The sequence below is a fragment of the Streptomyces cyaneochromogenes genome (assembly GCF_003963535.1).
Taxonomy (GTDB): domain Bacteria; phylum Actinomycetota; class Actinomycetes; order Streptomycetales; family Streptomycetaceae; genus Streptomyces; species Streptomyces shaanxiensis.
Window position 1 is genome coordinate 1,573,286 of the sequence record NZ_CP034539.1, and the last position, 24,650, is coordinate 1,597,935.

23 protein-coding genes and 1 pseudogene are annotated in these 24,650 nt (G+C 72.0%); 16 read left to right on the forward strand and 8 right to left on the reverse strand.

The window, feature by feature from the left end; translation table 11 throughout:
- Positions 1–119 precede the first annotated feature (119 nt).
- Together EJ357_RS06775 and EJ357_RS06780 are read left to right on the forward strand one after the other, a co-directional pair.
- The gene (locus tag EJ357_RS06775; RefSeq protein WP_126389618.1) at positions 120–806 is read left to right on the forward strand and encodes an esterase/lipase family protein; all 687 of its coding nucleotides are present in this window, start codon (positions 120–122) and stop codon (positions 804–806) included.
- Positions 807–951: 145 nt separating this feature from the next.
- Positions 952–1,653, forward strand: coding sequence for a class I SAM-dependent methyltransferase (locus tag EJ357_RS06780; RefSeq protein ID WP_126389621.1), 702 nt, complete (start codon positions 952–954; stop codon positions 1,651–1,653).
- On the opposite strand, the gene EJ357_RS06785 is transcribed toward EJ357_RS06780, so the two are convergent.
- Positions 1,654–2,028: a fic family toxin-antitoxin system, toxin component gene (locus tag EJ357_RS06785; RefSeq protein WP_126389624.1), complete on the reverse strand. Its 375-nt coding sequence runs from the start codon at positions 2,026–2,028 to the stop codon at positions 1,654–1,656.
- A 4-nt stretch (positions 2,029–2,032) separates the two neighbouring features.
- Entirely contained in the window at positions 2,033–2,260 is a 228-nt protein-coding gene (locus EJ357_RS06790) for an antitoxin (RefSeq protein WP_062704383.1), read from the reverse strand.
- Between the two features lie 192 nt (positions 2,261–2,452).
- Here EJ357_RS06790 and EJ357_RS06795 point away from each other — a divergent pair, with 192 nt between their 5' ends.
- From EJ357_RS06795 to EJ357_RS06825, 7 genes are all read left to right on the forward strand, one after another.
- Positions 2,453–3,331, forward strand: a complete 879-nt coding sequence (locus EJ357_RS06795) for an ABC transporter ATP-binding protein (RefSeq protein WP_126389627.1) — start codon at positions 2,453–2,455, stop codon at positions 3,329–3,331.
- Between the two features lie 3 nt (positions 3,332–3,334).
- Positions 3,335–5,908, forward strand: a complete 2,574-nt coding sequence (locus tag EJ357_RS06800; protein WP_126389630.1) for an ABC transporter permease — start codon at positions 3,335–3,337, stop codon at positions 5,906–5,908.
- Between the two features lie 47 nt (positions 5,909–5,955).
- Complete coding sequence (locus EJ357_RS06805) at positions 5,956–6,861, forward strand: LLM class F420-dependent oxidoreductase (protein ID WP_126389633.1); 906 nt, start codon at positions 5,956–5,958, stop codon at positions 6,859–6,861.
- Between the two features lie 56 nt (positions 6,862–6,917).
- Positions 6,918–7,343, forward strand: a complete 426-nt coding sequence (locus EJ357_RS06810; RefSeq protein ID WP_126389636.1) for a GNAT family N-acetyltransferase — start codon at positions 6,918–6,920, stop codon at positions 7,341–7,343.
- A gap of 189 nt (positions 7,344–7,532) precedes the next feature.
- Entirely contained in the window at positions 7,533–8,876 is a 1,344-nt protein-coding gene (locus EJ357_RS06815) for a hemolysin family protein (protein ID WP_126389638.1), read from the forward strand.
- Positions 8,873–9,886 (forward strand): hemolysin family protein, encoded by a 1,014-nt coding sequence (locus tag EJ357_RS06820; RefSeq protein WP_126389641.1) that lies wholly within the window; start codon positions 8,873–8,875, stop codon positions 9,884–9,886. The genes EJ357_RS06815 and EJ357_RS06820 overlap by 4 nt, the downstream gene beginning before the upstream one ends.
- A 72-nt stretch (positions 9,887–9,958) precedes the next feature.
- Complete coding sequence (locus EJ357_RS06825; protein WP_126389643.1) at positions 9,959–10,741, forward strand: SGNH/GDSL hydrolase family protein; 783 nt, start codon at positions 9,959–9,961, stop codon at positions 10,739–10,741.
- Positions 10,742–10,840: 99 nt separating this feature from the next.
- Here the strand turns inward: EJ357_RS06825 and EJ357_RS06830 are convergent, their stop codons facing one another.
- Complete coding sequence (locus EJ357_RS06830; RefSeq protein WP_175647325.1) at positions 10,841–11,674, reverse strand: LPXTG cell wall anchor domain-containing protein; 834 nt, start codon at positions 11,672–11,674, stop codon at positions 10,841–10,843.
- A 391-nt stretch (positions 11,675–12,065) separates the two neighbouring features.
- On the opposite strand from EJ357_RS06830, the gene purB reads away from it, so the two are divergent.
- Together purB and mug are read left to right on the forward strand one after the other, a co-directional pair.
- On the forward strand, positions 12,066–13,508 hold the full coding sequence (gene purB, locus EJ357_RS06835; protein WP_126389649.1) for an adenylosuccinate lyase: 1,443 nt from the start codon (positions 12,066–12,068) through the stop codon (positions 13,506–13,508).
- Positions 13,509–13,521: 13 nt separating this feature from the next.
- The gene (gene mug, locus EJ357_RS06840) at positions 13,522–14,085 is read left to right on the forward strand and encodes a G/U mismatch-specific DNA glycosylase (RefSeq protein WP_126389652.1); all 564 of its coding nucleotides are present in this window, start codon (positions 13,522–13,524) and stop codon (positions 14,083–14,085) included.
- A gap of 49 nt (positions 14,086–14,134) precedes the next feature.
- Here the strand turns inward: mug and EJ357_RS06845 are convergent, their stop codons facing one another.
- Entirely contained in the window at positions 14,135–14,860 is a 726-nt protein-coding gene (locus tag EJ357_RS06845) for an ABC transporter permease (protein ID WP_126389654.1), read from the reverse strand.
- A gap of 2 nt (positions 14,861–14,862) precedes the next feature.
- Positions 14,863–15,804 (reverse strand): ABC transporter ATP-binding protein, encoded by a 942-nt coding sequence (locus tag EJ357_RS06850; protein ID WP_126389657.1) that lies wholly within the window; start codon positions 15,802–15,804, stop codon positions 14,863–14,865.
- A gap of 108 nt (positions 15,805–15,912) precedes the next feature.
- On the opposite strand from EJ357_RS06850, the gene EJ357_RS06855 reads away from it, so the two are divergent.
- From EJ357_RS06855 to EJ357_RS06865, 3 genes are all read left to right on the forward strand, one after another.
- Entirely contained in the window at positions 15,913–17,079 is a 1,167-nt protein-coding gene (locus EJ357_RS06855; RefSeq protein WP_126389660.1) for a sensor histidine kinase, read from the forward strand.
- A gap of 14 nt (positions 17,080–17,093) precedes the next feature.
- Positions 17,094–17,756, forward strand: a complete 663-nt coding sequence (locus tag EJ357_RS06860) for a response regulator transcription factor (RefSeq protein WP_126389662.1) — start codon at positions 17,094–17,096, stop codon at positions 17,754–17,756.
- A 121-nt stretch (positions 17,757–17,877) separates the two neighbouring features.
- Positions 17,878–19,035: an ROK family transcriptional regulator gene (locus EJ357_RS06865; protein ID WP_126389665.1), complete on the forward strand. Its 1,158-nt coding sequence runs from the start codon at positions 17,878–17,880 to the stop codon at positions 19,033–19,035.
- Positions 19,036–19,138: 103 nt separating this feature from the next.
- Here the strand turns inward: EJ357_RS06865 and EJ357_RS06870 are convergent, their stop codons facing one another.
- A complete protein-coding gene (locus tag EJ357_RS06870) occupies positions 19,139–19,900 on the reverse strand; it encodes a GntR family transcriptional regulator (protein ID WP_126389668.1) in 762 nt (253 codons plus the stop codon).
- Between the two features lie 276 nt (positions 19,901–20,176).
- Positions 20,177–21,064: an RNA polymerase sigma-70 factor gene (locus tag EJ357_RS06875; protein ID WP_126389671.1), complete on the reverse strand. Its 888-nt coding sequence runs from the start codon at positions 21,062–21,064 to the stop codon at positions 20,177–20,179.
- Positions 21,065–21,285: 221 nt separating this feature from the next.
- On the opposite strand from EJ357_RS06875, the gene EJ357_RS06880 reads away from it, so the two are divergent.
- Positions 21,286–22,116: an alpha/beta fold hydrolase gene (locus EJ357_RS06880; RefSeq protein WP_126389674.1), complete on the forward strand. Its 831-nt coding sequence runs from the start codon at positions 21,286–21,288 to the stop codon at positions 22,114–22,116.
- 42 nt (positions 22,117–22,158) lie between these two features.
- Here EJ357_RS06880 and EJ357_RS06885 read toward each other — a convergent pair.
- Positions 22,159–22,995 (reverse strand): annotated as a pseudogene (locus EJ357_RS06885) (EamA family transporter); the annotation flags it as partial.
- 47 nt (positions 22,996–23,042) lie between these two features.
- On the opposite strand from EJ357_RS06885, the gene pdxR reads away from it, so the two are divergent.
- Positions 23,043–24,539: a MocR-like pyridoxine biosynthesis transcription factor PdxR gene (gene pdxR / locus EJ357_RS06890; protein WP_126389677.1), complete on the forward strand. Its 1,497-nt coding sequence runs from the start codon at positions 23,043–23,045 to the stop codon at positions 24,537–24,539.
- Positions 24,540–24,650: the final 111 nt, after the last annotated feature.

Here is a 24,650-nt window from a genome sequence, read left to right on the forward strand (position 1 = left end):
CCACACAAATGACGTTACTGGCGAGTTAATTGAACCGTAAAGACCGGCGATTTCACCGATGCGGCGCGCGTAGACCCGGCTCGACACTCCTGACAACCCCACACGTTTCAGGAGGCATCATGCAGCGCACCACGCGTCGCATCGCCATGGCCTGTTCGGCCCTGGCCACCACGCTCCTTCTGTCACTGTCCCTCTCCCCCACACCCGCGCACGCCGCGACCCACGACCCCGTCGTCTTCGTGCACGGCCTCAGCAGCTCGGCGAGCAGCTGGGACGACTGGGTCGGCTACTTCAAGGCCGACGGCTACAGCGCCTCCGAGCTGGACGCGTTCTCGTACGACTGGGCCCAGTCGAACGCCACCACCGCCCAGCAGCTCTCGACCGAGATCAGAAACGTGCTCGCCCGGACCGGCGCCTCGAAGGTCGACGTGGTGGTCCACTCCATGGGCGCGCTCAGCTCCCGCTACTACCTCAAGAACCTCGGCGGGACGTCGTACGTCGACGACTTCGTCTCCACGGCCGGCGTGAACCACGGCACGTCCACCGCCTCGTGGTGCGCGTGGCTGTACACCTCGTGCGCGGAGATGAACACCGGCAGTTCGTTCCTGGCCTCCCTGAACTCCGGCGACGAGACCCCGGGCAGCGTGTCGTACGCGAGCTACTGGTCGAACTGCGACGACGCGCTCACACCCGACACCACCGCGATCCTCAGCGGCGCCACGAACGTCGAGGTCGGCTGTGTGTCGCACACCGACATGAACAACGACCACGGCGTGTACGAGCAGGTCCGGGACTTCATCGGCTGAGGCCGAGCCCGCCTGAACGACACCACACGACAGCCACAGGACAGCAGTACGACGGCCGCGCGACGGTCACAGCGACAGCGGGGGGTGCGCCGGGCCCGTACGGGGGAGAATCGGGAGTGAGTCCCCTTCCGTCCGGGAGGTACCCATGGCCCTACGGTCCCTACGGCCCACCGGCTCCGGCAAGGTGTCACGGGATGCCGTGCACCACCCGCTGTTCGCCCGTTTCTACGCCCGGCTCAGCGTCAACGCCGAGTCCCGGATGGGCATGGGCGACATCCGCGAACGGCTGCTGGCCGGGCTGTCCGGCCGGGTGATCGAGATCGGCGCGGGCAACGGCCTGAACTTCGCCCACTACCCGAGCGCGGTCTCGGAAGTCGTCGCCATCGAACCGGAGCGCCTGCTGCGGAAGTTGGCGGTGGAGTCCGCGCTGCGCGCCGGGGTGCCGGTGGACGTGGTGCCGGGTGCTGCGGAGGCGCTGCCGGTCAAGAGCGAGGCCTTCGACGCGGTGGTGCTCTCCCTGGTGCTGTGCAGTGTGCGGGACGTGCCGCGGGCGCTCGGTGAGGTACGGCGGGTGCTGCGGCCCGGCGGTGTCGTGCGGTTCTTCGAGCACGGCCGGGGCGGCGGGCCCGCGATGCACTTCACGCAGCGCGCGCTGGACCGGACGGTGTGGCCGCTGGTGAGCGGCGGCTGCCATGTCTCGCGCGAGCCGCTCGCCGCGTTGCGGACGGCCGGGTTCGAGCTCGGCCCCGTCCGGCGGGTGATGATGCCGGAGAAGGGGCCGGTGCTCCCGTCGTCGTACTGCGTACTGGGCACGGCGTGGCGGCCGGCCGAGGAGCGGCCCGTCTGATCACAGGCTCCACTGGCGCAGTTCGCGGGCGATGTCCTCGACCGAGGCCTCCCCGCTCTTGACCAGCCGGGCCAGGTCACGCACCTGTTCGGGCGAGGTGACGACCTTGAGGCCGCTGGCGACCAGGTAGGCGTAGGCCACGGCGGAGGCGAACAGCGCGTTGGAGCGCTCCAACGCCGGGACGTGGATGAGCAGTTGGAGCAGGGCCGCGGCGCGGGCCTGCGGGCTGTCGTAGACGGGGATGTCGAATATCTCGGCCTGATGGCGGGCGACGGCGGCGACGAGAGCTCCCCAGTCGGTGACCTGAGGGTCCCCGGGTGTGCGCTTCTCGGCGAGCATCAGCAGCCAGGCAAGGTCGATGGTCAGATTGCTCAACGGATCAGCGGCGACCTTCGCGCTCCGCGCCGAATTCCTCGGCGAAGACGGACTCGTACTGCTTCATGAAATCGGCGGCGGCGTCCACGAAGGTGTGGCCGACCTCCCCGGTGTCCTTTCTGACCAGCTCCTCGATGTAGCGGTTGACGCTCATCCCACGGGCCAGGGCACGTTCGCGAGCGGCGCGGGCCGTGCCCTCGTCGACTCTCACGTTCAGCTGGGTCTTCGCCATACCTAGAAGCTAGCGCTCGGATGCTAGCAACGGCAAGGGGGCCCAAGGGGTGAAGGGTGCCCCTTACATCGATATCAGGGGCCCGACCTGGGACGGAGACCGACCGGGACCTACGAGGGATACCAGGTGTGGGGTGGATCACATTACGCTCGGCTGGGACGAGGAGTCCGTGACGTCCGCGAGGAGGCGGTCTTGTCCAACGCAGCTGCGGAGCACGCCCCGAACCCCGCGTCGGCCGACGGGATCGCGGCCCGCGCCCGCGGTCTGACCAAGGCCTACGGCTCGGGCGAGACGACCGTGCTCGCCCTCGACTCGGTGGACGTGGACATCGCGCGCGGCCGCTTCACGGCGGTCATGGGGCCGTCGGGTTCCGGGAAGTCCACGCTGATGCACTGCCTCGCGGGCCTCGACAACGTCTCGGCCGGGCAGGTGTGGCTCGGCGACACCGAGATCACCGGGCTGCGGGAGCGCGAGCTGACCCGGCTGCGGCGGGACCGGATCGGCTTCATGTTCCAGTCGTTCAACCTCATCCCGACCCTGAACGCGGCCGAGAACATCACCCTGCCCATGGACATCGCCGGCAAGAAGCCGGACGAGAAGTGGCTGGACCAGGTCATCGACACGCTGGGCCTGCGCGATCGCCTCAAGCACCGGCCGTCCCAGCTCTCCGGCGGCCAGCAGCAGCGCGTCGCCTGTGCCCGCGCGCTGGCCTCCCGGCCCGAGCTGATCTTCGCCGACGAGCCCACCGGCAACCTCGACTCGCGGGCCGGTCTGGAGGTGCTCGGCTTCCTGCGGGAGGCCGTGGACCAGCTGGGGCAGACCGTGGTCATGGTCACCCACGACCCGGGCGCCGCCGCCCACTCCGACCTGGTGCTCTTCCTCGGGGACGGGCGGATCGTCGACGAGATGGAGCGGCCGACGGCGGAAGCCGTGCTGGAGCGGATGCGCCTCTTTGCCGGGGGTGACCCGCAGACCCCCGGCTTCGACGTGGTCCGCGGCCGGTCCGACGGCAGCGGTCCCCCGCCAGGAGCGATTCCCACCACCGGCAACCCGTCGCCCGAGGAGCCCTGACCCGTGCTGAAGGCGACCCTCAGGAGCTTCCTCGCCCACAAGGGGCGGCTGCTGCTCTCCGCCCTGGCGGTGATCCTGTCCGTGGCGTTCGTCGCGGGCAGCCTGATCTTCTCGGACACCGTCAGCCGCACCTTCGACCGGCTCTTCGCCTCGACCGCCGCCGACGTCACCGTGACCCCGAGGGAGACCCTCGACGAGACGGTGCCCTCCGGCCAGACCCTGACCCTGCCGGCCTCGCTCGCCGACCGCCTGTCCCAGGTCCAGGGCGTCGCGGCGGCCCGCGCCGAAGTCGACGTGGAGGGCCTCACCGTCGCCGACGAGAACCGCGAGTCGGTGGGCCCGACCACCGGCGCCCCCACGATCGGCACCGCGTGGAACCCGACCGAGCGCAGCCCCGTGGAGCTCACCTCGGGCCACGCCCCGCAGGGCGACGGGCAGGCCCTGATCGACGCGGACACCGCCGACAGCAAGGACGTGCGGGTCGGCGACCGGCTCACGGTCATCGGGCAGGAGGGCTCCTTCCCGGTCGAGGTCGTCGGCATCGTCACCTTCACCACCACCAACCCCGGTGCCGCACTGGTCTTCTTCGACACCGCGACCGCGCAGACGAAGCTGCTGGGCGACCCGCGGGGCGCCACCGGCATCTCGGTGGACGCGGCCGAGGGCGTCAGCGACGCGGAGCTCAAGCGGCGCGTGGCCGACGCGCTCGGGTCCGACGCCGGCAGCTACGAGCTGCGCACCGCCGACGAGCAGGCCAAGTCGGACGTGGAACAGCTGGGCGGATTCCTCGACATCATCAAGTACGTCATGCTCGGCTTCGCCGGGGTCGCGGTCCTCGTCGGCGTGTTCCTGATCGTCAACACGTTCTCGATGCTGATCGCCCAGCGCACCCGCGAGCTGGGCCTGCTGCGTGCACTGGGCGCCGACCGGCGCCAGGTGCGGCGCTCGGTCCTCACCGAGGCGCTGCTGCTCGGGCTGGTCGGCTCGACGCTGGGCCTCGCCGCCGGCATCGGGCTGGCCGTCGGACTCATCGAGCTGATGGGTCTGATGGGCATGAACATCAGGGCGAACGAGATGGTCGTCGGGTGGGTGACCCCGTTCACCGCCTACGTCGTCGGCCTCGGCGTCACCTTCGTCGCGGCGTACCTGCCGGCGCGGCGCGCGGCCGGTGTCTCGCCCATGGCGGCCCTCGCTGACGCCGAGATCGCCGAGATCGGGCGGCCGCTGCGGCTGCGCGCGGTGGCGGGCTCCGTAGTCGGCGCGGCCGGCGCGGCGGCGCTCGTGGGCTGTGCCGTGTCGTCGAAGACGTCGTCGGCGGCGTCCCTGCTGGGTCTCGGCGTACTGCTGACCCTCGTCGCGACCGTGATCGCGGGGCCGCTGCTCGTACGGCCCGTGATCCGGGTGCTCGGCGGGGCGTTCCCGGCGCTGTTCGGCTCGGTCGGCCGGATGAGCCAGCGCAACGCCCTGCGCAATCCGCGCCGCACCGGGGCCACGGCGGCCGCCCTGATGGTGGGCCTCGCGCTGGTCGGCGGGATGTCGGTGGCCAGCGCTTCGATGACCAAGTCGTTCGACGAGCAGATCGACAAAACGCTCGGCGCCGACTTCGTGGTGCAGAACAGCAACTTCGTGCCCTTCCCCAAGGAGGTCACCGAGCGGATCGAGGGCACCGAGGGCGTCGGGCTCGTGGTGCGCTCGCAGTTCGTGACGATCGCGGTGCGTATGCCGGACGGCGACCGTGTGAAGACCACCGCCGCGGGCTACGAACCCGAGCTCGACGAGGTCGCACACATCACGTACGCGCAGGGCGACACCGCGGCCGCGCTCGCGGCCGGGAACCTCGCCATGGACAAGGACTTCGCCGAGGACCACGGCGTACGCGTCGGCGACACACTCCCCGTCGAGTTCCAGGGCGACCGGCGGGCCGAGCTGAGGGTCGGTGCCCTCACCGACCAGGAGTCCGCCGAGGGGTTCGGCGCGCAGGGCGGGATCTACTTCGGGCTGAGCACGCTGGAGAAGTACGCGCCGGGCGGGCAGGACGCGGCCGTGTACGTCAACGCCGCCTCCGGCACCGGCGACGACGATCTGCGGGCAGGCCTGGAGAAGACGCTCGACCCGTATCCGCAGGTGCAGGTCCGGGACATCGCGGACTACAAGGACCTGGTGCACGACCAGATCGCCGTACTGCTCTACCTCGTCTACGCCCTCCTCGGGCTCGCGATCATCATCGCCGTGCTGGGCGTGGTCAACACCCTCGCCCTGTCGGTCGTCGAGCGCACCCGGGAGATCGGGCTGCTCAGGGCCATCGGGCTGGCCCGGCGGCAGCTGCGCCGGATGATCCGGCTGGAGTCGGTGGTGATCGCCGTGTTCGGCGCGGTCCTGGGCCTGGCGCTGGGGCTGGTGTGGGGCGTGTGCACCCAGCAGGTGCTGGCGTTGCAGGGCATGACGGCGCTGGCGATCCCCTGGGGCACGATGATCGCGGTGGTGATCGGCTCGGCCGTGGTGGGCGTCGTGGCGGCGCTGCTGCCCGCGTTGCGTGCATCACGCATGAATGTGCTGGCGGCCATCGCGCACGAGTGATGGAATCGCGGGCAGGCACTCAAGTCCCTTGCAGGTGAGGAGAGTTCATGTCGCGACCGGATGGCCCGCGCCCGTTCCGCTTCGGCGTCAACCTGATGACCCCCGCCCCGGCCGACCAGTGGCGGGCCAAGTGCCGCCGCGCCGAGGAGCTCGGCTACGACGTGATCCTGGTCCCCGACCATCTGGGCATGCCCGCGCCGTTCCCGGCCCTGGTCGCGGCGGCCGAGGCGACCGAGCGGCCACGGCTGGGCACGTTCGTGCTCAACGCGGGGTTCTGGAACCCCGCTCTGCTCGCCCGGGAGGTGGCGACGACCGACGCGCTGACGGGCGGGCGGCTCGAACTCGGGCTCGGCGCGGGCTACGTACAGGCGGAGCACGACACCGCGGGGCTGCCCTTCGGCTCTCCCCGCGAGCGCGTGGACCATCTGCGGCGCACGGTCGAGGAGCTGGAGCGGCTGCACGGATCGGACGAGCACCAGCCGCGGCCGGCACAGCAGCCACGCGTACCGCTGCTGATCGGCGGAAACGGCGACCGCGTCCTGCGGCTGACCGCCGAGCACGCCGACATCGCGGCGTTCGGGGGCGCGTACGCGGACCCGGAGAGCTCGACGGGGCGGCTGGTCCCCGTCACGGCCGAGCAGCTCGACGAGCGAGTGGCCCGGTACCGGAAGTTCGCCGCGGGCCGGGAGCACCCGGCGGAGCTGAACCTCCTCCTGCAGATGGTGGTGGTCACCCAGGACCGCGCGGGCGTGGTCCAGCCCCTCCTCGACCGGGTGCCGGAACTGACCCTGGAGCAGGTCCTGGCCCTGCCCATCCTCCTGGTCGGCGCCCTGGAGCAGATCGTCGAGCAGGTGCTGGCCCAGCGGGAGCGGTACGGCTTCTCCTATCTGACCGTTCTGGAGCCGTACATGGAGGCGTTCGCGCCGGTGATCGAGCGGCTGCGGGGCAACTAGCCGTCCGGATACTGGAATTCCGCTTCCCCGACGGGCTCCCGTGATGGGATCGGACCATGACCGATCTGCGCATACGGGCCGCGACGGCCGACGATCTCGACACCGTGCTGGCCTTCTGGAAGACGGCCGCCGAGGGCACCAGCATCAGCGACGACCGGGACGGCGTGGAGCGCCTGGTCGCCCGTGACCCCGAGGCGCTCGTCCTGGCCGAGCTGGACGGCGAGCTGGTCGGCACGGTGATCGCGGGCTTCGACGGCTGGCGCTGCCATCTGTACCGGCTGGCGGTGCACCCGGAGCGCCGCCGCCGGGGCATCGGCTCGGCGCTGCTGGCCGCCGCGGAGGAGAGGTTCGTACGGCTCGGCGGGCGCCGGGGCGACGCGATGGTGCTGCAGCGAAACGAGACCGCGCAGCATGCCTGGGGCGCGGCCGGGTACGCGCCCGAGGAACAGTGGCGACGGTGGGTGAAGCACCTCACCGACTGATCGCTGTCCGATCGGTCACTGATCACTGTCTGACCGCTTCACTGACACACTTTGCCCGTCCTTTACTATTGGGGGACCACTTCGGTCCTCCAATGAAAGGTGTGAGCGTCCGCCCATGGGCGAGCCTCCCAGTAGACGACATCGCGCGATCCTCCCCACCCTGTCCGACGATGGGACGGAGGTGACCCGATGACCGAAGTGCTCCTCCTTCTGGTGGCGATCCTGCTGTCGCTCGCCTGTGGTGCCTTCGTCGCGGCCGAGTTCTCACTGACCACGGTCGAGCGCAGCGAGCTGGAGCGGGCCGTGGAGCGCGGGGAGCGGGGCGCCGCCGGCGCCCTGAAGGCCGTACGGAATCTGACGTTCCAGCTCTCCGGCGCACAGCTCGGGATCACCGTCACCAACCTGGTCGTCGGCATGCTCGCCGAGCCGTCGATCGCCACGCTGATCGCGGGCCCGCTGGAGTCGCTCGGCATCTCCCGCTCGACCGCGAGCTCGATCGCGCTGGTGATCGGCACCGCCCTGTCGACCGTCGTCCTGATGGTCGTCGGCGAGCTGGTGCCGAAGAACTGGGCGATCTCCTCGCCCCTGGCCGTGGCCAAGCGGGTCGGGAACGCCCAGCGCTGGTTCAGTGCGATCTTCCGCCCCTTCATCACCCACCTGAACAACACGGCGAACCGCATAGTGCGCCGCTTCGGCGTGGAACCCACCGAGGAGCTGGCCGCCGCGCGCGGCCCCCAGGAGCTCGCCGCCCTCGCCCGGCACTCCGCCCGCGAGGGCGCCCTGGAGGCGGACACCGCCGAGCTCTTCGTACGGACCCTGAACCTGGCCGATCTGACCGCGGAGAACGTCATGACCCCGCGCGTCCAGGTCGTCGCCCTCGACGCCCAGGCGACCTGCGCGGACGTGGCGAACGCGACGCGGGCGACCGGGCTGTCCCGGTTCCCCGTCTACCGCGGCAGCCTCGACTCGGTCGTGGGCACCGCGCACATCAAGGACATCCTGGCGGTGCCCGCCGAGCGCCGGCCCCGTGTCTCCGTCGCCGAGCTGATGCGCGAGCCGCTGCTCGTCCCCGAGACGCTCACCGTCGACCGGCTCCTGGACCGGCTGTCCGGCAAGCGCACCATGGCCGTGGTCATCGACGAGTACGGCGGCACGGCGGGCGTGGCCACGCTGGAGGACATCGTCGAAGAGGTCGTCGGCGAGGTGCGGGACGAGCACGACCCGCACGAGACGCCCGACCTCGCCTCCGCGGGCAGCGACGAAGACGGCAGGGCCCTGTTCTCGGCCGACGGTTCGGCGCGGGTGGACCACCTCGCGCGCGTGGGGCTGCGGCCGCCCGAGGGTCCGTACGAGACGCTGGCAGGCCTGGTAGCGACCGAACTCGGCCGTATACCGGCCGTCGGTGACCGGGTCGAGGTCGCCGGCTGGCGGCTGGACGTGGTGGACGCCACGGGCCGCAGGGCCGCGCGGGTGCTGCTGCACGCGCCGCTGGACGACGTGGCCGAGGAGAACGAGAAGGAGGGTGGGCGATGACCGCCGTACAGCTGCTCATCGGTTTCGCGACGCTGGTCGTCAACGCCTTCTTCGTGGGCGCCGAGTTCGCGCTGATCTCGGTGCGCCGCTCACAGATCGAGCCCTACGCCGAACAGGGCGACCGGCGCGCCAAGAGCGTGCTGTGGGGTCTGCAGCACGTGTCCGCGCTGATGGCGGCCGCACAGCTCGGCATCACGCTGTGCACCCTGGTGCTGGGTGTGGTCGCGGAACCCGCCATCGAGCATCTGCTGGAGCCGGTGTTCCACGCGGTGGGTGTGCCGCAGAGCGCCGGGCACGTGGTGTCCTTCGCGATCGCGCTGGCGCTGGCCACGTATCTGCACATGCTGCTCGGCGAGATGGTGCCGAAGAACATCGCGCTGGCCGAGCCGGTGCGCAGCGCCCTGCTGCTCGGTCCGCCGCTGGTCGCGCTGTCCCGGGCGCTGCGGCCGGTGATCTTCACGATCAACGCCTTCGCCAACGCGCTGCTGAAGCTGATGCGCGTCGAGACCAAGGACGAGGTGACGGCGACCTTCTCGGACGCCGAGCTGGCCCGGCTGGTGCGTGACTCGGGCGAGGCCGGCCTCATCGACGAACGCGCTCGGGAGCGGCTGCACGACGCCCTGGAGCTGGGTCGTCGGCCGGTGCGTGACGTGGTGCTTCCGCTCGAAAGCGTCGTCTACGCGCGCGTGGGCGTCACTCCGGAGGAGCTGGAGGGGCTGTCGGCCGAGTCGGGCTTCTCCCGCTTCCCGGTCGTCGACGAGGGTCGCCGCATCGTGGGCTATCTGCATGTGAAGGACGCGCTGGACGCCTCGCCGCGGGACGTGCCGTTCCAGGTGCGGGACATGCGGCCCATCGCGCGCGTACGGGAGAGCACGCCGCTGGACGACGTGCTCACGGCGATGCGGGGCAGCCGTACGCACCTTGCGGCCGTGCTGGGTCGCGACGGCCGGCTTGCGGGCCTGGTGACCATGGAGGACGTGCTGCGGGAGCTGTTCGGGCAGCGCGCCTGACGGCCGGTGCCGCCGGGTGACCCGGGCCGACCGACCGATGGGTATGGAGCCCGGGATACCATCTCTGTCGCCATGCAGACGAACCCCACTCACACCAGCCTGGTCGCGGTCGGCGACTCCTTCACCGAGGGCATGTCGGACCTGCTCCCGGACGGCTCCTACCGGGGCTGGGCCGACCTCCTCGCCACACGGATGGCCGCCCGCACCCCCGGTTTCCGGTACGCCAACCTCGCGGTGCGCGGGAAGCTGATCAAGCAGATCGTCGAGGAGCAGGTCGGCGTGGCGGCAGCCATGCGGCCGGATGTGATCACGCTGGTGGGCGGGCTCAACGACACGCTGCGGCCCAAGTGCGACATGGGGCGCGTGCGCGGACTCCTGGAGGAGGCCGTGGAGACGCTCGCCCCGTCCTGCGAGCAGTTGGTCCTGATGCGCAGCCCCGGCCGCCAGGGCCCGGTCCTGGAGCGGTTCCGGCCGCGCATGGAGGAGCTGTTCGCCTGCGTCGACGAGCTGGCCGAGCGGCACGGCGCGGTCGTCGTCGACCTGTACGGCGCCCCGTCGCTCTCCGACCCCCGCCTGTGGGACGTGGACCGGCTGCATCTGACGGCCGAGGGGCATCGCCGGGTCGCGGAGGCGGTGTGGCAGACGCTCGGCTACGACCCCGAGGACGCCGAGTGGCATACGCCGATGGCGGCCACGATGCCGCCGGGCTGGGTCGCGCGGCGCACCGCGGACGTGCGGTTCGCCCGGCAGCATCTGCTGCCGTGGATCGGGCGCCGGCTGACGGGGCGGTCGTCCGGGGACGGACTGCCTCCGAAGCGGCCCGAACTGCTGCCGTACGAAGGCCCGGCGGCGTAGGCCCACATGGCTCCGGCCTCCGCCTCGGCCCCCGGGGGGAGGCAGAGGCGGAGGCCGGTCGAGTCGAGGCGCCGGGCCTCTCCGGTGGTACCCGGTCCGCTATCGCCGGGCCGTGGCGCGGCTGCGCCGGTACAGGACGGTTCCGGCGATCAGCAGCGCCCCGCTGGCGGCCACGCCTGCGATGACGCTCTCAGCGCCGGTCTCGGGCAGCTTGGGGTGGTCCGGCTTCCCGGGCTTGGACGGCGGCGGCTCGTGCGGAGGCGTCGGTTCGGGCCTGGGCTTTTCCTCTTCGCCGTAGCCGTACCCGTACCCGTCGTCGCCCGGCTCCTCCGAGCCGTAGCCGTAGCCCTCGTCGCCCGGCTTGTCCGAGCCGTAGCCGTAACCGTCGTCCTCCCGCTTGTCGGAGCCGTAGCCGTAGCCGTCGTCGCTCGACTTGTCGGAGCCGTAGCCGTCGTCGCTCGACTTGTCCGAGCCGTAGCCGTCGTCCTTCGGCTTGTCCGAGCCGTAGCCATGGTCCTTCGGCTTCTCGGAGCCGTAGCCGTCGTCCTTCGGCTTGTCCGAGCCATAACCATGGTCCTTCGGCTTCTCGGAGCCATAGCCATAGCCGTGGTCACTCTGCTTCTCGACGCCGTAGCCGGAGCTGCCATATCCGGGGGTGTCGTTTTCGGAAGCGATTTCCGGCTGATACATCCCGCCGAACTTGTCATTCAGCTCGAGGAACCTGTCGCGCATCTCGCCGAACTTTTCATGCATCTCGCCGACTTTGTCATCCAGGTCGTCCAGCCCGTCCGAGTCCCATGGATCCGTACGGGCCGACAGCGCAGCGCCGGAGTTCACCACAGTCCCCTGTGCGCGTGGAGCCGCATACGCGCACGTGCCGTACAGGGACAGGGCGCTGGTCGCGGCGGCGGCCACGATCAATCCCTTGGTCAAGGCCTGTCGCATTCTCGTTGTCTTTCTCTCAGGCGGAATGGGGAAGCCGACTTCGGTCGTTTCACGCGTTCTTGTGGATTGGCGGAATTCGCAGGGCCATCGAGGGAGCCGTGCTGCCACACGTTCGAACTCGCCACGACCTGCAGACTATGAACGAGATGTGGAGGCTCCCGGAAACCACGACGCGTCGACGCCGAGGGAATTCACTCGATCGCCCGTATGCGAGGCCCGTTGTCGCCCGCGCGCGCAGGCTCGTACCGCCCGCGTGCGGGGTTCGTGTCCGTCTCACCGAGGAGCACGGAAGGACAGCGTCCACAGCACCCCTGACCTGGGGGCTCTGGGCTGTTCGGGCGATCCGGGCCGCGCGGGACGCCGGGTAGACTCCGTACACGTGACTTCTGCGCCCGCCAAGCCCCGCATCCCCAACGTCCTCGCCGGACGCTACGCCTCCGCCGAGCTCGCCACGCTCTGGTCCCCCGAGCAGAAGGTGAAGCTGGAGCGGCAGCTCTGGCTCGCCGTTCTGCGGGCCCAGAAGGACCTCGGCATCGAGGTGCCGGACGAGGCGATCGCCGACTACGAGCGCGTCCTCGACACCGTCGACCTGGCCTCGATCGCCGAGCGCGAGAAGGTCACCCGGCACGACGTGAAGGCGCGGATCGAGGAGTTCAACGACCTCGCCGGGCACGAGCACGTGCACAAGGGCATGACCTCGCGCGACCTCACGGAGAACGTCGAGCAGCTGCAGATCCGGCTCTCCCTGGAGCTGGTGCGCGACCGCACGGTGGCCGTGCTTGCCCGTCTGGGCAAGCTGTCCGGCGAGTACGGCGAGCTGGTCATGGCCGGCCGCTCCCACAACGTGGCCGCGCAGGCCACCACGCTGGGCAAGCGCTTCGCGACCGCCGCCGACGAGCTGCTGGTGGCCTACGGCCGCATCGAGGAGCTGCTCGGCCGCTACCCGCTGCGCGGCATCAAGGGCCCGGTGGGCACGGCGCAGGACATGCTGGACCTGCTCGGCGGGGACGCGTCGAAGCTGGCGGACCTGGAGGATCGGATCGCCGGTCACCTGGGCTTCTCGCAGGCCTTCACCTCCGTCGGCCAGGTCTACCCGCGCTCCCTCGACTACGAGGTCGTGACCGCGCTCGTACAGCTGGCGGCGGCGCCGTCCTCCCTGGCGAAGACGATCCGGCTCATGGCCGGGCACGAGCTGGTGACCGAGGGCTTCAAGCCGGGCCAGGTCGGCTCCTCCGCGATGCCGCACAAGATGAACACCCGGTCGTGCGAGCGCGTCAACGGCCTCATGGTCATCCTGCGCGGCTACGCGTCCATGACGGGCGAGCTGGCGGGCGACCAGTGGAACGAGGGCGACGTGTCCTGCTCGGTGGTGCGCCGCGTCGCGCTGCCGGACGCGTTCTTCGCGCTGGACGGACTGCTGGAGACGTTCCTGACGGTCCTCGACGAGTTCGGCGCCTTCCCGGCGGTGGTGACGCGCGAGCTGGACCGTTACCTGCCGTTCCTCGCCACCACCAAGGTGCTGATGGGCGCGGTGCGCGCGGGCGTCGGCCGTGAGGTGGCGCACGAGGCGATCAAGGAGAACGCCGTCGCCTCCGCCCTGGCGATGCGTGAGCAGGGCGCCGAGCGCAACGAGCTGCTCGACAAGCTGGCCGCCGACGAGCGCATCCCGCTCGACCGCGCCGGGCTGGACGCGCTGATGGCCGACAAGCTGTCCTTCACGGGGGCCGCGGCCGACCAGGTCGGCATCGTCGTCGGCCGGATCGAGGAGATCGTGAAGCAGCGCCCGGAGGCCGCCGGTTACACGCCCGGGGCCATCCTCTAGCGCTTCGCACAGCATGGCGCGCTTCACCGCCGCGCAGTTGGAGGCCGCCCGCGACCGTCTCGTACCGGACGTCATCGCGGACGGCCTCCACGTGCTGTTCTGCGGCATCAACCCCGGTCTGATGACGGCCGCGACCGGCCACCACTTCGCCCGCCCCGGCAACCGTTTCTGGCCGGTCCTGCACCTGTCCGGGTTCACGCCGAGGCTCATGAAGCCTTCGGAGCAGGGCGAGTTGCCGTCCTACGGGCTCGGCATCACGAACGTCGTCGCGCGGGCTACCGCACGGGCCGACGAACTGAGCGCCGAGGAGTATCGCGAGGGCGGGCGACTGCTGACGGCCAAGGTGGCACGGCTGCGGCCGCGTTGGCTGGCGGTCGTGGGGGTCACCGCGTATCGGGCGGCGTTCGACGACCGCAAGGCCCAGGTGGGTCCGCAGGAGCGGGTGATCGGGGGCACGCGCGTGTGGGTGCTGCCGAATCCGAGCGGGCTCAACGCGCACTGGACGGCGGCGACGATGGCGGAGGAGTTCGCCCGGTTGCGGGTGACGGCCGAGACGCAGGAGAGGGCGGAGGGCTGACGTCCGTCGGCTCGGCGGCGATCGGCTCGCCGGGGGCCGACTCGCGGGATCAGGCGTCCCGTCGCCGTACGCTCCAACCGCCCGCCAGCAGCGCGGCAGCCGTCCACAGGGCCGTCACCGTCAGTCCCGACCATGGCCCGAGAGTGCCGTCGTACGTCTGGTGAAGGGCGATCTGGCCTGCCTTGTCGGGCAGGAAGTCCGCGACGGTGCCCGCGGCGTCGCCGATGACGAACGACACCACCAGGATGAACGGGATCAGGACGGACAGCGTGGCCACTCCGCTGCGCAGCAGGGCGGTGAGACCCGCCGCGAACAGGGTGATCAGCATGAGGTAGATCCCGCAGCCCAGGACCCCGCGCAGCTGCTCGCCCACGGTGAGCCCGTCCACCGCGGAGCCGGGTCCCGCGCGGCCCGCGGCGAGTGCGGCGACGGCGGTGACCAGTCCGACCAGCAGGGCCGGTACGGCGATGGCCGTCATCTTGGCGGCGAACCAGCGTCCGCGCCGGGGGGTCGCGGCGAGCGTCAGCCGGAACGCACCCCCGTGGTACTCCGACGACACGGCCGTCGCACCGAAGGAGATGGCCGCGATCTGGCCGGGCAGGATCCCGGACAGGGCCGTGAAGAGCGGGTCGAACTCCGGGTCGGAGCCCCCGTCGGCGCCTGCCAGCGCCGAGAACGCCGTGGTCACGGCGAACAGCGCCAGCAGCGCTCCCGGAAGCGAACGAAGGGTGCGGATCTTGAGCCACTCCGCGTGGAGCACGGGTGCGAAGGTCATGGTCAGGCCCCCTGAGGCTGGTGCTGCGGCTGGGTGGGCCGGGTGGTGAACTCGGCCTCGGTCGCGGTGAGATCGAAGTAGGCCTGCTCCAACGTCCCTTCCTCGGCAGCGAGTTCCAGGAGGGGTACGTGCGCCTCCGAGGCGATGCGGCCGATGTCGTCCACGCGTGCGTGGTGCACGGTCCAGTGCCCGTCGTCGTGTTGGACGGCGTCGTGGCCGTGCCGGGCCAGGGCGGTCGTGAGCGCGACGGCGTCCGTGGTGCGGATGCGCACGCTCGGCCGCACGCGCGCGTCGATGAACTCCCGCATCGGGGTGTCGGCCAGCAGGCGCCCCCGGCCGAGGACCACGAGGTGGTCCGCGAAGGAGGCGGTCTCGTTCATGAGGTGGCTGGAGACGAGCACCGTCCGGCCCTCCCCCGCCAGGCGCCGCGTCAGGTCCCGGACCCAGACGATGCCTTCGGGGTCGAGGCCGTTGGACGGCTCGTCGAGCATGACCACCTCGGGGTCGCCCAGGAGTGCGGCGGCGATGCCGAGCCGCTGGCGCATGCCCAGCGAGTACGTCTTCACCCGGCGCCGCGCCACCGACGCGAGCCCCGTCTCCTCCAGCACCTCGTCGACGCGTGCGCTCGGGATGCGGTTGCCGGCCGCCAGAACGCGCAGATGGTCGCGGGCGGTGCGGGAGCCGTGCGCGGCCCCGGCGTCGAGCAACGCGCCGACGTGGCGCAGGGGTTCACGCAGGGTCGCGTAGGGGCGGCCGCCGAGGGTGGCGGTGCCGGAGGTCGGCCGGTCGAGGCCGAGCACGAGCCGCATGGTGGTGGACTTTCCGGCGCCGTTGGGGCCGAGGAAGCCGGTGACACGGCCGGGGAGGACGGTGAAGGTGAGGTCGTCCACGGCTCGTCGGCTGCCGAACTCCTTGGTGAGGGCCTGGACTTCGATGCTGGTCATGGCAGCAGCCTGGCCGCCGGGGCGGCCGCGGGTCCTCCCTCGCGGGTGGAGATCGTCTCCCCCGTGCGGGGGAGGCTCGTTGTCAGTGGCGGCTGACACGATGACGCAATGGCCCGCTTGCTGCGCCCGTTCGGCCGGGCGGTTACGTACACACGGTGGCTGCATCTGTTCATCGCCGTCGTGTGGCCGAGCATGTGGTTGTTCGTCCGGGAAGAGTGGTGGATCTGGCTGGTGGCGGCCGTGGCGCTCGCCCCCGCCGGTCTGGTGCCCGCGATGCGCACCGTGGAGGGGCTGCAGGCGAGGCTGCTGCTGACCGGTCACGGGCCTGACGGCGGGAGCGCCGACATCGTCGTCGCTCCGTCCGCCACCTGGACCGACCGGGGGCGGCTCGTCGTGTGGCTGGAGGCGCGGCTGCTGCTCGGGTACGCGACCGCGACGGTCAGCGCCCAACTGCTCTTCGCCACGGTGGACTTGCTGTGGGCGCCGTTCGGCCGTGACTTCGACGAGGGCCGACTGCTCCTTCAGGGCCACGCATGGTGGCAGTTGCTGCTCGTGCCCCTGCCGCTGGCCGCCCTGGCGGTGACCGTGGTCGCCTCGGGCCACCTCATCACCGCACTCGCCCTCCGGCTCCTGGGCCCCTCACCGGCGGAGCGCCTCGCCGCCCTCGAGGAGCGCACCGAGCAGCTTCTGGAACGCACCCGTATCGCCCGCGAGCTCCACGACTCCATCGGCCATGCCCTGACCGTGGCCGTCGTCCAGGCGGGCGCGGCCCGCGCGGCCGGCGATCCCGCCTTCACCGACCGTGCCCTGGACGCCATCGAGGAGACGGGCAGGGCCGCCCTGGAGGATCTGGAGCGCGTCCTCGGCATCCTGCGCGAGTCGGAGCGGCCGGTCAGCAGCCGGCCCACGCTCACGGACGCCGACCGCCTGCTGGAGTCCGCACGGGCCTCCGGCGCGAAGGTCGACGTCGACATGAGCGGACCGTTGGACACCGTGCCCGGCCCGGTCTCCCGGGAGGGCTATCGCATCCTCCAGGAGTCGCTGACGAATGTGCTGCGGCATGCCGGGTCCGTTCCGGCCCGGGTCCGCATCGCCGTCGTAGGCGGCACGCTCACCCTTGAGATCCGCAATCCGCTCACCGCCGACATACCCGGGCCCGGCAGTGGCAGCGGCCTGCGTGGCATACGCGAGCGCGCCGCCCTGCTGGGCGGACACGCGCGGACCGGCCCCGACCAAGGTGACTGGCAGGTACATGTAGAGCTGCCGCTGAGTTGATCTAGGCTGGCCGGATGCCGGTCACCGTTCTCCTCGTCGACGACGAACCCCTCGTACGCGCCGGTCTGCGGGCCGTGCTGGAGGCGCAGCCCGACATCGAGGTCGTCGGGGAGGCGGCCGACGGGGCGGCCGTGATTCCACTGGTGCGGCAACTGCGGCCCGACGTGGTCGCCATGGATGTACGGATGCCGTTGCTGGACGGGATCGAGGCCACGCGCGCGGTGCTGCGGACGGTCGACGAGCCGCCGAAGATCCTGGTCGTCACGACCTTCGAGAACGACGAGTACGTGTACGAGGCGCTGCGGGCCGGCGCGGACGGCTTCCTGCTCAAGCGGGCCCGGCCCGCCGAGATCGTGCACGCGGTGCGGCTCGTCGCCGAGGGCGAGTCCCTGCTGTTCCCGGCCTCCGTACGGCAGCTCGCCGCGCAGTACGGGGAGGACGGCGGGAACCGGGCGGCCCGCGCCCTGCTGGAGCGGGCCCGGCTGACCGAGCGGGAGGCCGAGGTGCTGCGGCTGGTGGCACGGGGTCTGTCGAACGCGGAGATCGCCGCCCGGCTCGTGGTCGGGACCGAGACGGTCAAGTCGCATGTGAGTGCCGTCCTGGCGAAGCTGGGGGCGCGGGATCGCACGCAGGCGGTGATCACCGCGTACGAGTCGGGGTTCGTGGCGCCGGGGTGATCCGGGCTGCGCGCCACCGCCGGGGCCCGGGCCGGGCGGTCGGTGAGTGCCCACCACTCGCCGGGGTCGGCCACGGCGAGTACCATCCGGCCAACATGCGCACGAGCTGGGAGGACGGACGTTGCCGCGGCTGACCGGCGGGGATCCCTCGCTGCTGCGAAGGATCAACTCCGCGGTGGTGCTGCACGCGTTGCGTGCCACGGACGCCGCGACGCTGACGGAGATCACCCGGGTGACCGGACTGTCCCGGCCCACCGTCGAGGGCGTGGTCGAGGGGCTCATCGAGGCGGGTTACGTCGTCGAGAAGGCGGCCGACGAGAGTGTCGTACGGCGTCAGGGGCGGCCCGCACGGCGGTTCCGGTTCCGGGCCGAGGCGGGTCATCTGCTGGGTCTGGACATCGGGGCGCATCGGGTCGCCGCGCTCCTGGCCGATCTGGACGGCCGGGTGCTCGGCTCGATCGCCAAGGACGTCGACGAGACGGCTCCGGCCGACGAGCGGCTCGAACGGGTGCGTACGGCGGTTGCCGAACTGCTGCGCCGGGCCGGTGTCGCGCGCGGCTCGCTGCGGGCCGTGGGGGTGGCGACGCCGGGCATCGTGGACGCGGACGGCACCGTGCGGCTGGGCGCGGCGCTGCCCGAGTGGACGGGGCTGCGGCTGGGCGAGCGGCTGAGCCGGTCCTTCAAGTGCCCGGTCCTGGTCGAGAACGACGCCAACGCTGCGGCGGTCGCCGAGCACTGGAAGGGCTCGGCCACCGAGTCCGACGACGTGGTGTTCGTGCTGGCGGGGCTGAGCCCCGGTGCCGGTTCGCTGATCGGCGGGCAGTTGCACCGGGGGTTCGGCGGTGCGGCCGGCGAGATCGGCGCGCTGCATCTGCTGGGCCGGGAGGTGACCCCGGAGACCCTGCTGTCCACCACCGACGAGCCATTGCGCCCGCTCGACGAGCGCGCCGTCGCCAAGGTCTTCGCACAGGCCCGTGAGGGCGACGAGCGGGCCCGCGCGGCGGTCGACCGCTTCATCCAGCGCCTCGTGCACGACGTGGCCGCCCTCGTCCTGGCCCTCGACCCCGAGCTGGTCGTCATCGGCGGCTGGGCGTCCGGCCTGGACGGCGTACTGGAGCCGCTGCGACGCGAACTGGCCCGCTACTGCCTGCGCCCGCCGAAGGTCGCCCTGTCCCTCCTCGGCGAGGCCGCGGTGGCCACGGGCGCGCTGCGGCTCGCGCTCGACCATGTGGAGGAGCAGCTGTTCGCGGTGGAGGGGACGGTGACGGGGCGGCGCTGAGACGGTCGCCGGTCGGCCGTCCGCGGTGCGACGGAGTCCGTGGCCGTACATGCCGCGCGCCCCGGAGTGGATCCGGGGCGCGCGGCATGTTCCGGTACGGCGGTCAGGACGCCCGGCGCTCCGGGTCCTGGTGGATCTCCACGCCGCCGGAGTCGCCGAAGGTCAGCCGGCAGGTGTCCGCGCGGTACGTGGCGACGGAGAGCGCGGCGGTGCGGCCATCGGCGAGGTAGCGGGTGGTCACGACGAGGACGGGCGCTCCCGGGAGCCGGTCCAGCTCCTTGGCGTCGTCGGCGCGGGCCGAGCCCAGCTCGACGGCGCTCTCCTGGCCCTCCAGGTCCAGTCGCTGCAACTCGCGCAGCACGGCACGCGCGCGTGCCGCTCCGGACGGGGCGTCGATGGCGGAGAGGTCGGGCACCGACGACTGCGGGATGTAGAGCAGCTCGGCGGCGACGGGCTGGCCGTGCGTCACGCGGGAGCGGCGCACCGTGTGCACGGGCTCGTCGCGCCCGCTCTCCAGGGCGTCCGCGACGGACGCGGGCGGCACCGCCTGCGTGCAGTCCGCGGGCTGCCAGACGTCGTCGGACGCGCCCGGCCAGGCATGCTGCTCGGTGCCGACGGCCACGCCCACGCGCGGCGGCGCGACGGTCGTACCGACACCGCGGCGGCGCTGCAGCCTGCCCTCCAGCTCCAGTTGCTCCAGGGCTTGGCGGAGCGTGGCCCGGGCGACGCCGAAGCGGGCGGCCAGGTCGCGCTCGTTGGGCAGGATCTCGCCCACGGTGAATTCGGAGTCCAGTGCCTCACTGAGCACGGTCCTCAGGTGCCAGTACTTCGGTTCCGGCACCGATTCCAGCTGCGTGGTCCCCACCCTGTCCTCCGCAATCGCCGTGGCCCAGCGGCGTTTTAGCGCCCTTGTTTATTAAAGGTTGTTGCACTTTCTCTGCGACCATAGGACGGCCCTCAACCTTGGTCAATACCAATCCTCCATCCCATGTGGACGATGCACGCATGTGGCTCGGGAGCGTTCACGGCGTGTTCGCGCAAGACCGTCTCTTTGACATGCCGGTAAAACCCCCGTCGCACGACGGGGGCGTCACCGGGGGGGGAGGCGGTGTGGCCCTACTCGGCGGCCGGCGGTGTGGCCCTACGCGGTGGCCAGGGAGTGCAGCTTGTCAGGGTTGCGGATGATGTAAACCGCCTGGACGCGCCCGTCCGCCACATCGAGCTGGAAGACCGAGTCGGGCTTGCCCCCGGACAGGGCCAGCACCGCGGGCCCGCCGTTGATCTCCAGGAAGCGCCAGGAGACGTCGGGGACTCCACCCTTGCGTGCGGCACCGACGATGAAGCGGCCCACCTTGTCGGCCGTCTCCAGGACACGCACCGGCGCCTTGGCCTTTCCGCCGCTGTCGCCGACGAGGCGGACGTCCGGGGCGAGCAGTGACATGAGCCCCTCCAGGTCGCCGCCCTCGGCCGCGGCCAGGAACCGCTCGGTGAGGTCGCGGCGCTGGGTGGGGTCGACCTCGTAGCGGGGCCGCCGCTCGTCGACGTGCTTGCGGGCCCGCCCGGCGAGTTGGCGCACCGCCGCCTCGCCGCGGTCGAGCATGGCGGCGATGTCCGCGTACGGGTAGCCGAAGGCCTCCCGCAGGACGAACACCGCGCGTTCCAGGGGCGACAGGGACTCCATGACGACGAGGACGGCGAGGGAGACGGAGTCGGCGAGGACGGCGCGCTCCGCGGTGTCCGGGACGGTGTCCCCGATGTCGGTGACGTACGGCTCCGGCAGCCACGGGCCGACGTAGGTCTCGCCCCGCGCCTTGACCTGGCGCAGCCGGTCGATGGCGAGGCGGGTGGTGACGCGCACCAGGTAGGCGCGCGGTTCGCGCACCTCGGACCGGTCGGCGCCGGACCAGCGCAGCCAGGCCTCCTGCACCACGTCCTCCGCGTCCGCGACGCGGCCGAGCATGCGGTAGGCGACCCCCAGGAGGACGGGGCGGTGCTCTTCGAAGACGTCGGTCTCGGTTTCGGTGGTCACTTGACCATCCCAGCCGACGCGTCCGGCGGTGTCCAGGCGAAATCGGCTCCCCCCCGGGGGCCCGCGCGTCCAACCTCGTGACACGCAGGGCGCGTTGGGGGACCGCGCACCGGCCGTGATCGGCGGCGAGCAAGGTCTACCCGTCGGTAGCAATTGCTGACAAGCTGTCTACGGCCGTCCGTCAGCGTGTCCCCGACCGTGTCCCAGACGAGGAGCACCCCATGTCCGCCACCGTCTCCTTCCAGGTCCCCTCTCCCCGCGGCCCACAGAGCGTGACCGTCGACTACGCGCGTGTGGGGAGCGGTGAACCACTGCTCCTGCTGCACGGCATCGGTCACCACCGGCAGGTCTGGGACCCGGTGGTGGACATCCTCGCGACCGAGCGCGAGGTGATCTCCGTGGATCTGCCCGGGTTCGGGGCCTCTCCGGGACTGCCGGACGACCTCTCCTACGACCTGGCCACGACGACGGCCGTGTTCGCCGCCTTCTGCGAGGCCGTGGAGCTCGATCGGCCGCATGTCGTGGGCAACTCGCTGGGCGGGCTGATCGCCCTGGAGCTGGGCCGCGAGAAGCTCGTGCGGTCCGTCACCGCCCTGTCCCCCGCCGGTTTCTGGTCCGAGGCCGAGCGGCGCTACGCCTTCGGCGTGCTGCTGGCGATGCGGCACATCTCCCGGCGGCTGCCGCTGCCGCTCGTGGAGCAGCTGTCCAGGTCGGCGGCCGGCCGTACGGTCCTGACGAGCTCGATCTACGCCCGTCCCGGCCGGCGGTCACCCGAGGCCGTGGTCGCCGAGACGCTCGCCCTGGCGCGGGCCACGGGATTCGACCAGACCCTCCGGGCCGGCCGCGCCGTGCAGTTCACCGACGACATCCCCGGGATCCCGGTCACCGTGGCGTGGGGCACCCGCGACCGGCTGCTCGTGCGCCGCCAAGGCGTGCGCGCCAAGCAGATCATTCCCCGGGCCCGTCTCGTCCGGCTGCCCGGCTGCGGCCACTGCCCGATGAACGACGACCCGGCCCTGGTCGCGCGCGTCATTCTCGACGGCAGCCGCTGATCCGCGCGGACGCGTCAACGCGCCGGATCCCAGGGCGACTCCGGCGCCGACCAGGGCGCTGCCCAGGGCCTGGGCGGCGCCGTAGGAGCCGGTTCCGACGAGCGGGGCGGTGCAGGCGGCGGAGACCGGGATGAGGCCGGAGAAGAGCGTGGCGCGCTCGGCGCCGATCCGCTGCATGCCCATGTACCAGCACACGAAGCCGACGACGGTCACGACCACGGCCTGCCACAGGAGGGCGGCGACTTCCGTGGTGTCGGGGCGGCGCAGCCACGCGGTGCCGTCGAGGAGCAGCCCGACCGCCGCCGACTCGACGGCGGCGATCCCGCACACCGTGGCGGACAGCAGCCGCGGGCCCAGAGGGCGCAGTACGGGCACGGCGAGGACCGCGAAACCGACCTCGCCGGCCAGCGCGCCCGCGGAGAAGGCGATGCCCGCGGCGTCCGCACGGCCCCAGCCCTGAACCGCGAACGCTCCGACGGCCACGAGCAACGCCCCGTACAGGACCACACGTTCAGGCCGCCGCCCGTCCACCAGGGGCACGACGACGGCCACGACCACGGGCGCGCAGCCGACGAAGACGCCGGGAACCGCCGGTTCGGCGGTGCGCTCGGCCGCGATGACGGCCAGGTTGAAGCCGACCATGCCCACGGCAGCCAGCGCCGCGAGACGGACCCACTGACGGGCGGCGAGCGCCCGCAGCCGGGCCGGGGCGTCCCGTCCGGCCAGGGGGACGAGCAGAAGACAGGCGAGGGCGTAGCGCAGGAACTGGCCGCCGGCGTACGGGTACTCGCCGAGCAGGCTGTTGGCGGTGAAGGAGCCTCCGACGAGGACGCAGGCGAGGGCGGCGAGGAGGGCGCCGCGTGTGGTGGTGGCGTTCATGGCAGCGACGCTAGGAACCGGCGCGGTCCGGTTTAAGGTCCACTTTCATGACGTCATCGGAGACCAATCCGGCCAGGAGGACCGCCGAGCCCCCTACGACGCCGACCGGGGGCGGGCCGGAGCACCATCCGGGCACTCCTGCCTGGGAGTTGCTGCTGCCGGCCGTGTCGGCGCCCGCACGCGCGCGTGGCCGTTCACTGCAGGCGGCGTTGCGTGCGGCGGTGCGGTCGGGGCGGCTCGCGCCGGGTACCCGGCTGCCGTCGAGCCGGGATCTCGCCGCCGACCTCGGGGTGTCGCGAGGGCTGGTCACCGAGGCGTACGAGCAGTTGACGGCGGAGGGCTATCTGCGCAGCGGCCGGGGTGCCGGGACCTGGGTCGGCGGTGCCGTACGGGCCGCCCGGCCAGGCACGCGTGACCTCGCTCCGCGCTCCGCCGACGCCCGGGCCGACTTCGTACCCGGCACGCCGGACGTGTCGCTGTTCCCGCGTGCCGCGTGGGCGGCGGCGCAACGCGGCGTGCTGGCCGAGCTGCCGCACCACGAGCTCGGCTACCCCGACCCGCGCGGGCTCCCCCGGCTGCGTACGGCGCTCGCCGAGCTGCTCGCCCGCCGGCGGGGCGTGGTCGCGGATCCCGAGCGCATCGTGGTCGTGTCCGGGGTGTCGCAGGCGACGACGGTGCTGGGTTTCGTGCTGCACGCGCGCGGGATGCGCGAAGTCGGTGTCGAGGACCCCGGAAGCCCGCAGCACGACGCCCTCTACGCCGCCGCCGGCGTCTCCACGGTGCCGCTGCCCATGGACGACGAGGGGCTCGCCGTCGGCCCGCTGCGGGAGTCGGGCGTACGGTCCGTCGTCACGACGCCCGCCCACCAGTTCCCCACCGGCATCGCGTACTCCGCCCGTCGCCGTACGGAACTGCTCGACTGGGCGCGGTCCGTCGACGGGTACGTCCTGGAGGACGACTACGACGGCGACTTCCGCTACGACCGCGCCCCCGTGGGCGCCCTCCAGGGACTCGACCCGGAGCGTGTCGCCTACGCGGGATCGGTCAGCAAGTCCCTCGCCCCGGGGCTGCGGCCCGGCTGGCTGCTCGTACCGGAGCCCCTGACCGAGGAGGTCGTCGAGCGCAAACGGACCATGGATCTCGGGCATCCGACCCTGGATCAGGCGCTGTTCGCCCGGTTCCTGGAGCGCGGCGACTACGACCGCCAGCTGCGCCGCTGCCAGCGGGCGTACCGGGAGCGTCGCGACGCCCTGGTCGGCGCCCTGGAGGAGCACTTTCCGGGGGCGGAGGTGTCCGGGATCGCCGCGGGACTGCACGTCATCGCCGCGCTGCCGGAGCGGTACGGGCCCCAGGACCGGTTCCTCGCGCGCGTGGCCGCGGCCGGGGTGGCGGTGCGCCCTGTGACGGACTACACGCACGCGCGTGCCGGTGAGATCGGGCATCCGGGCGTGCGGCTGGTCCTGGGGTACGCGCATCTGTCGCCCACGCGGATCCGGGCGGGCGTACGGCTGATGGCGGAGGCGGTGGCCACGCGTCCGGGCTGACCGGGAGGGCCGGGGAGGTCGGGGGAGCCGAGAGGGCCGGGAAGGCCGGGCGGCTCGTCGCGCCCACCGGGAGGTGACCGGAACCCTGCGTCCGCCTGTCCCCCACCTGAC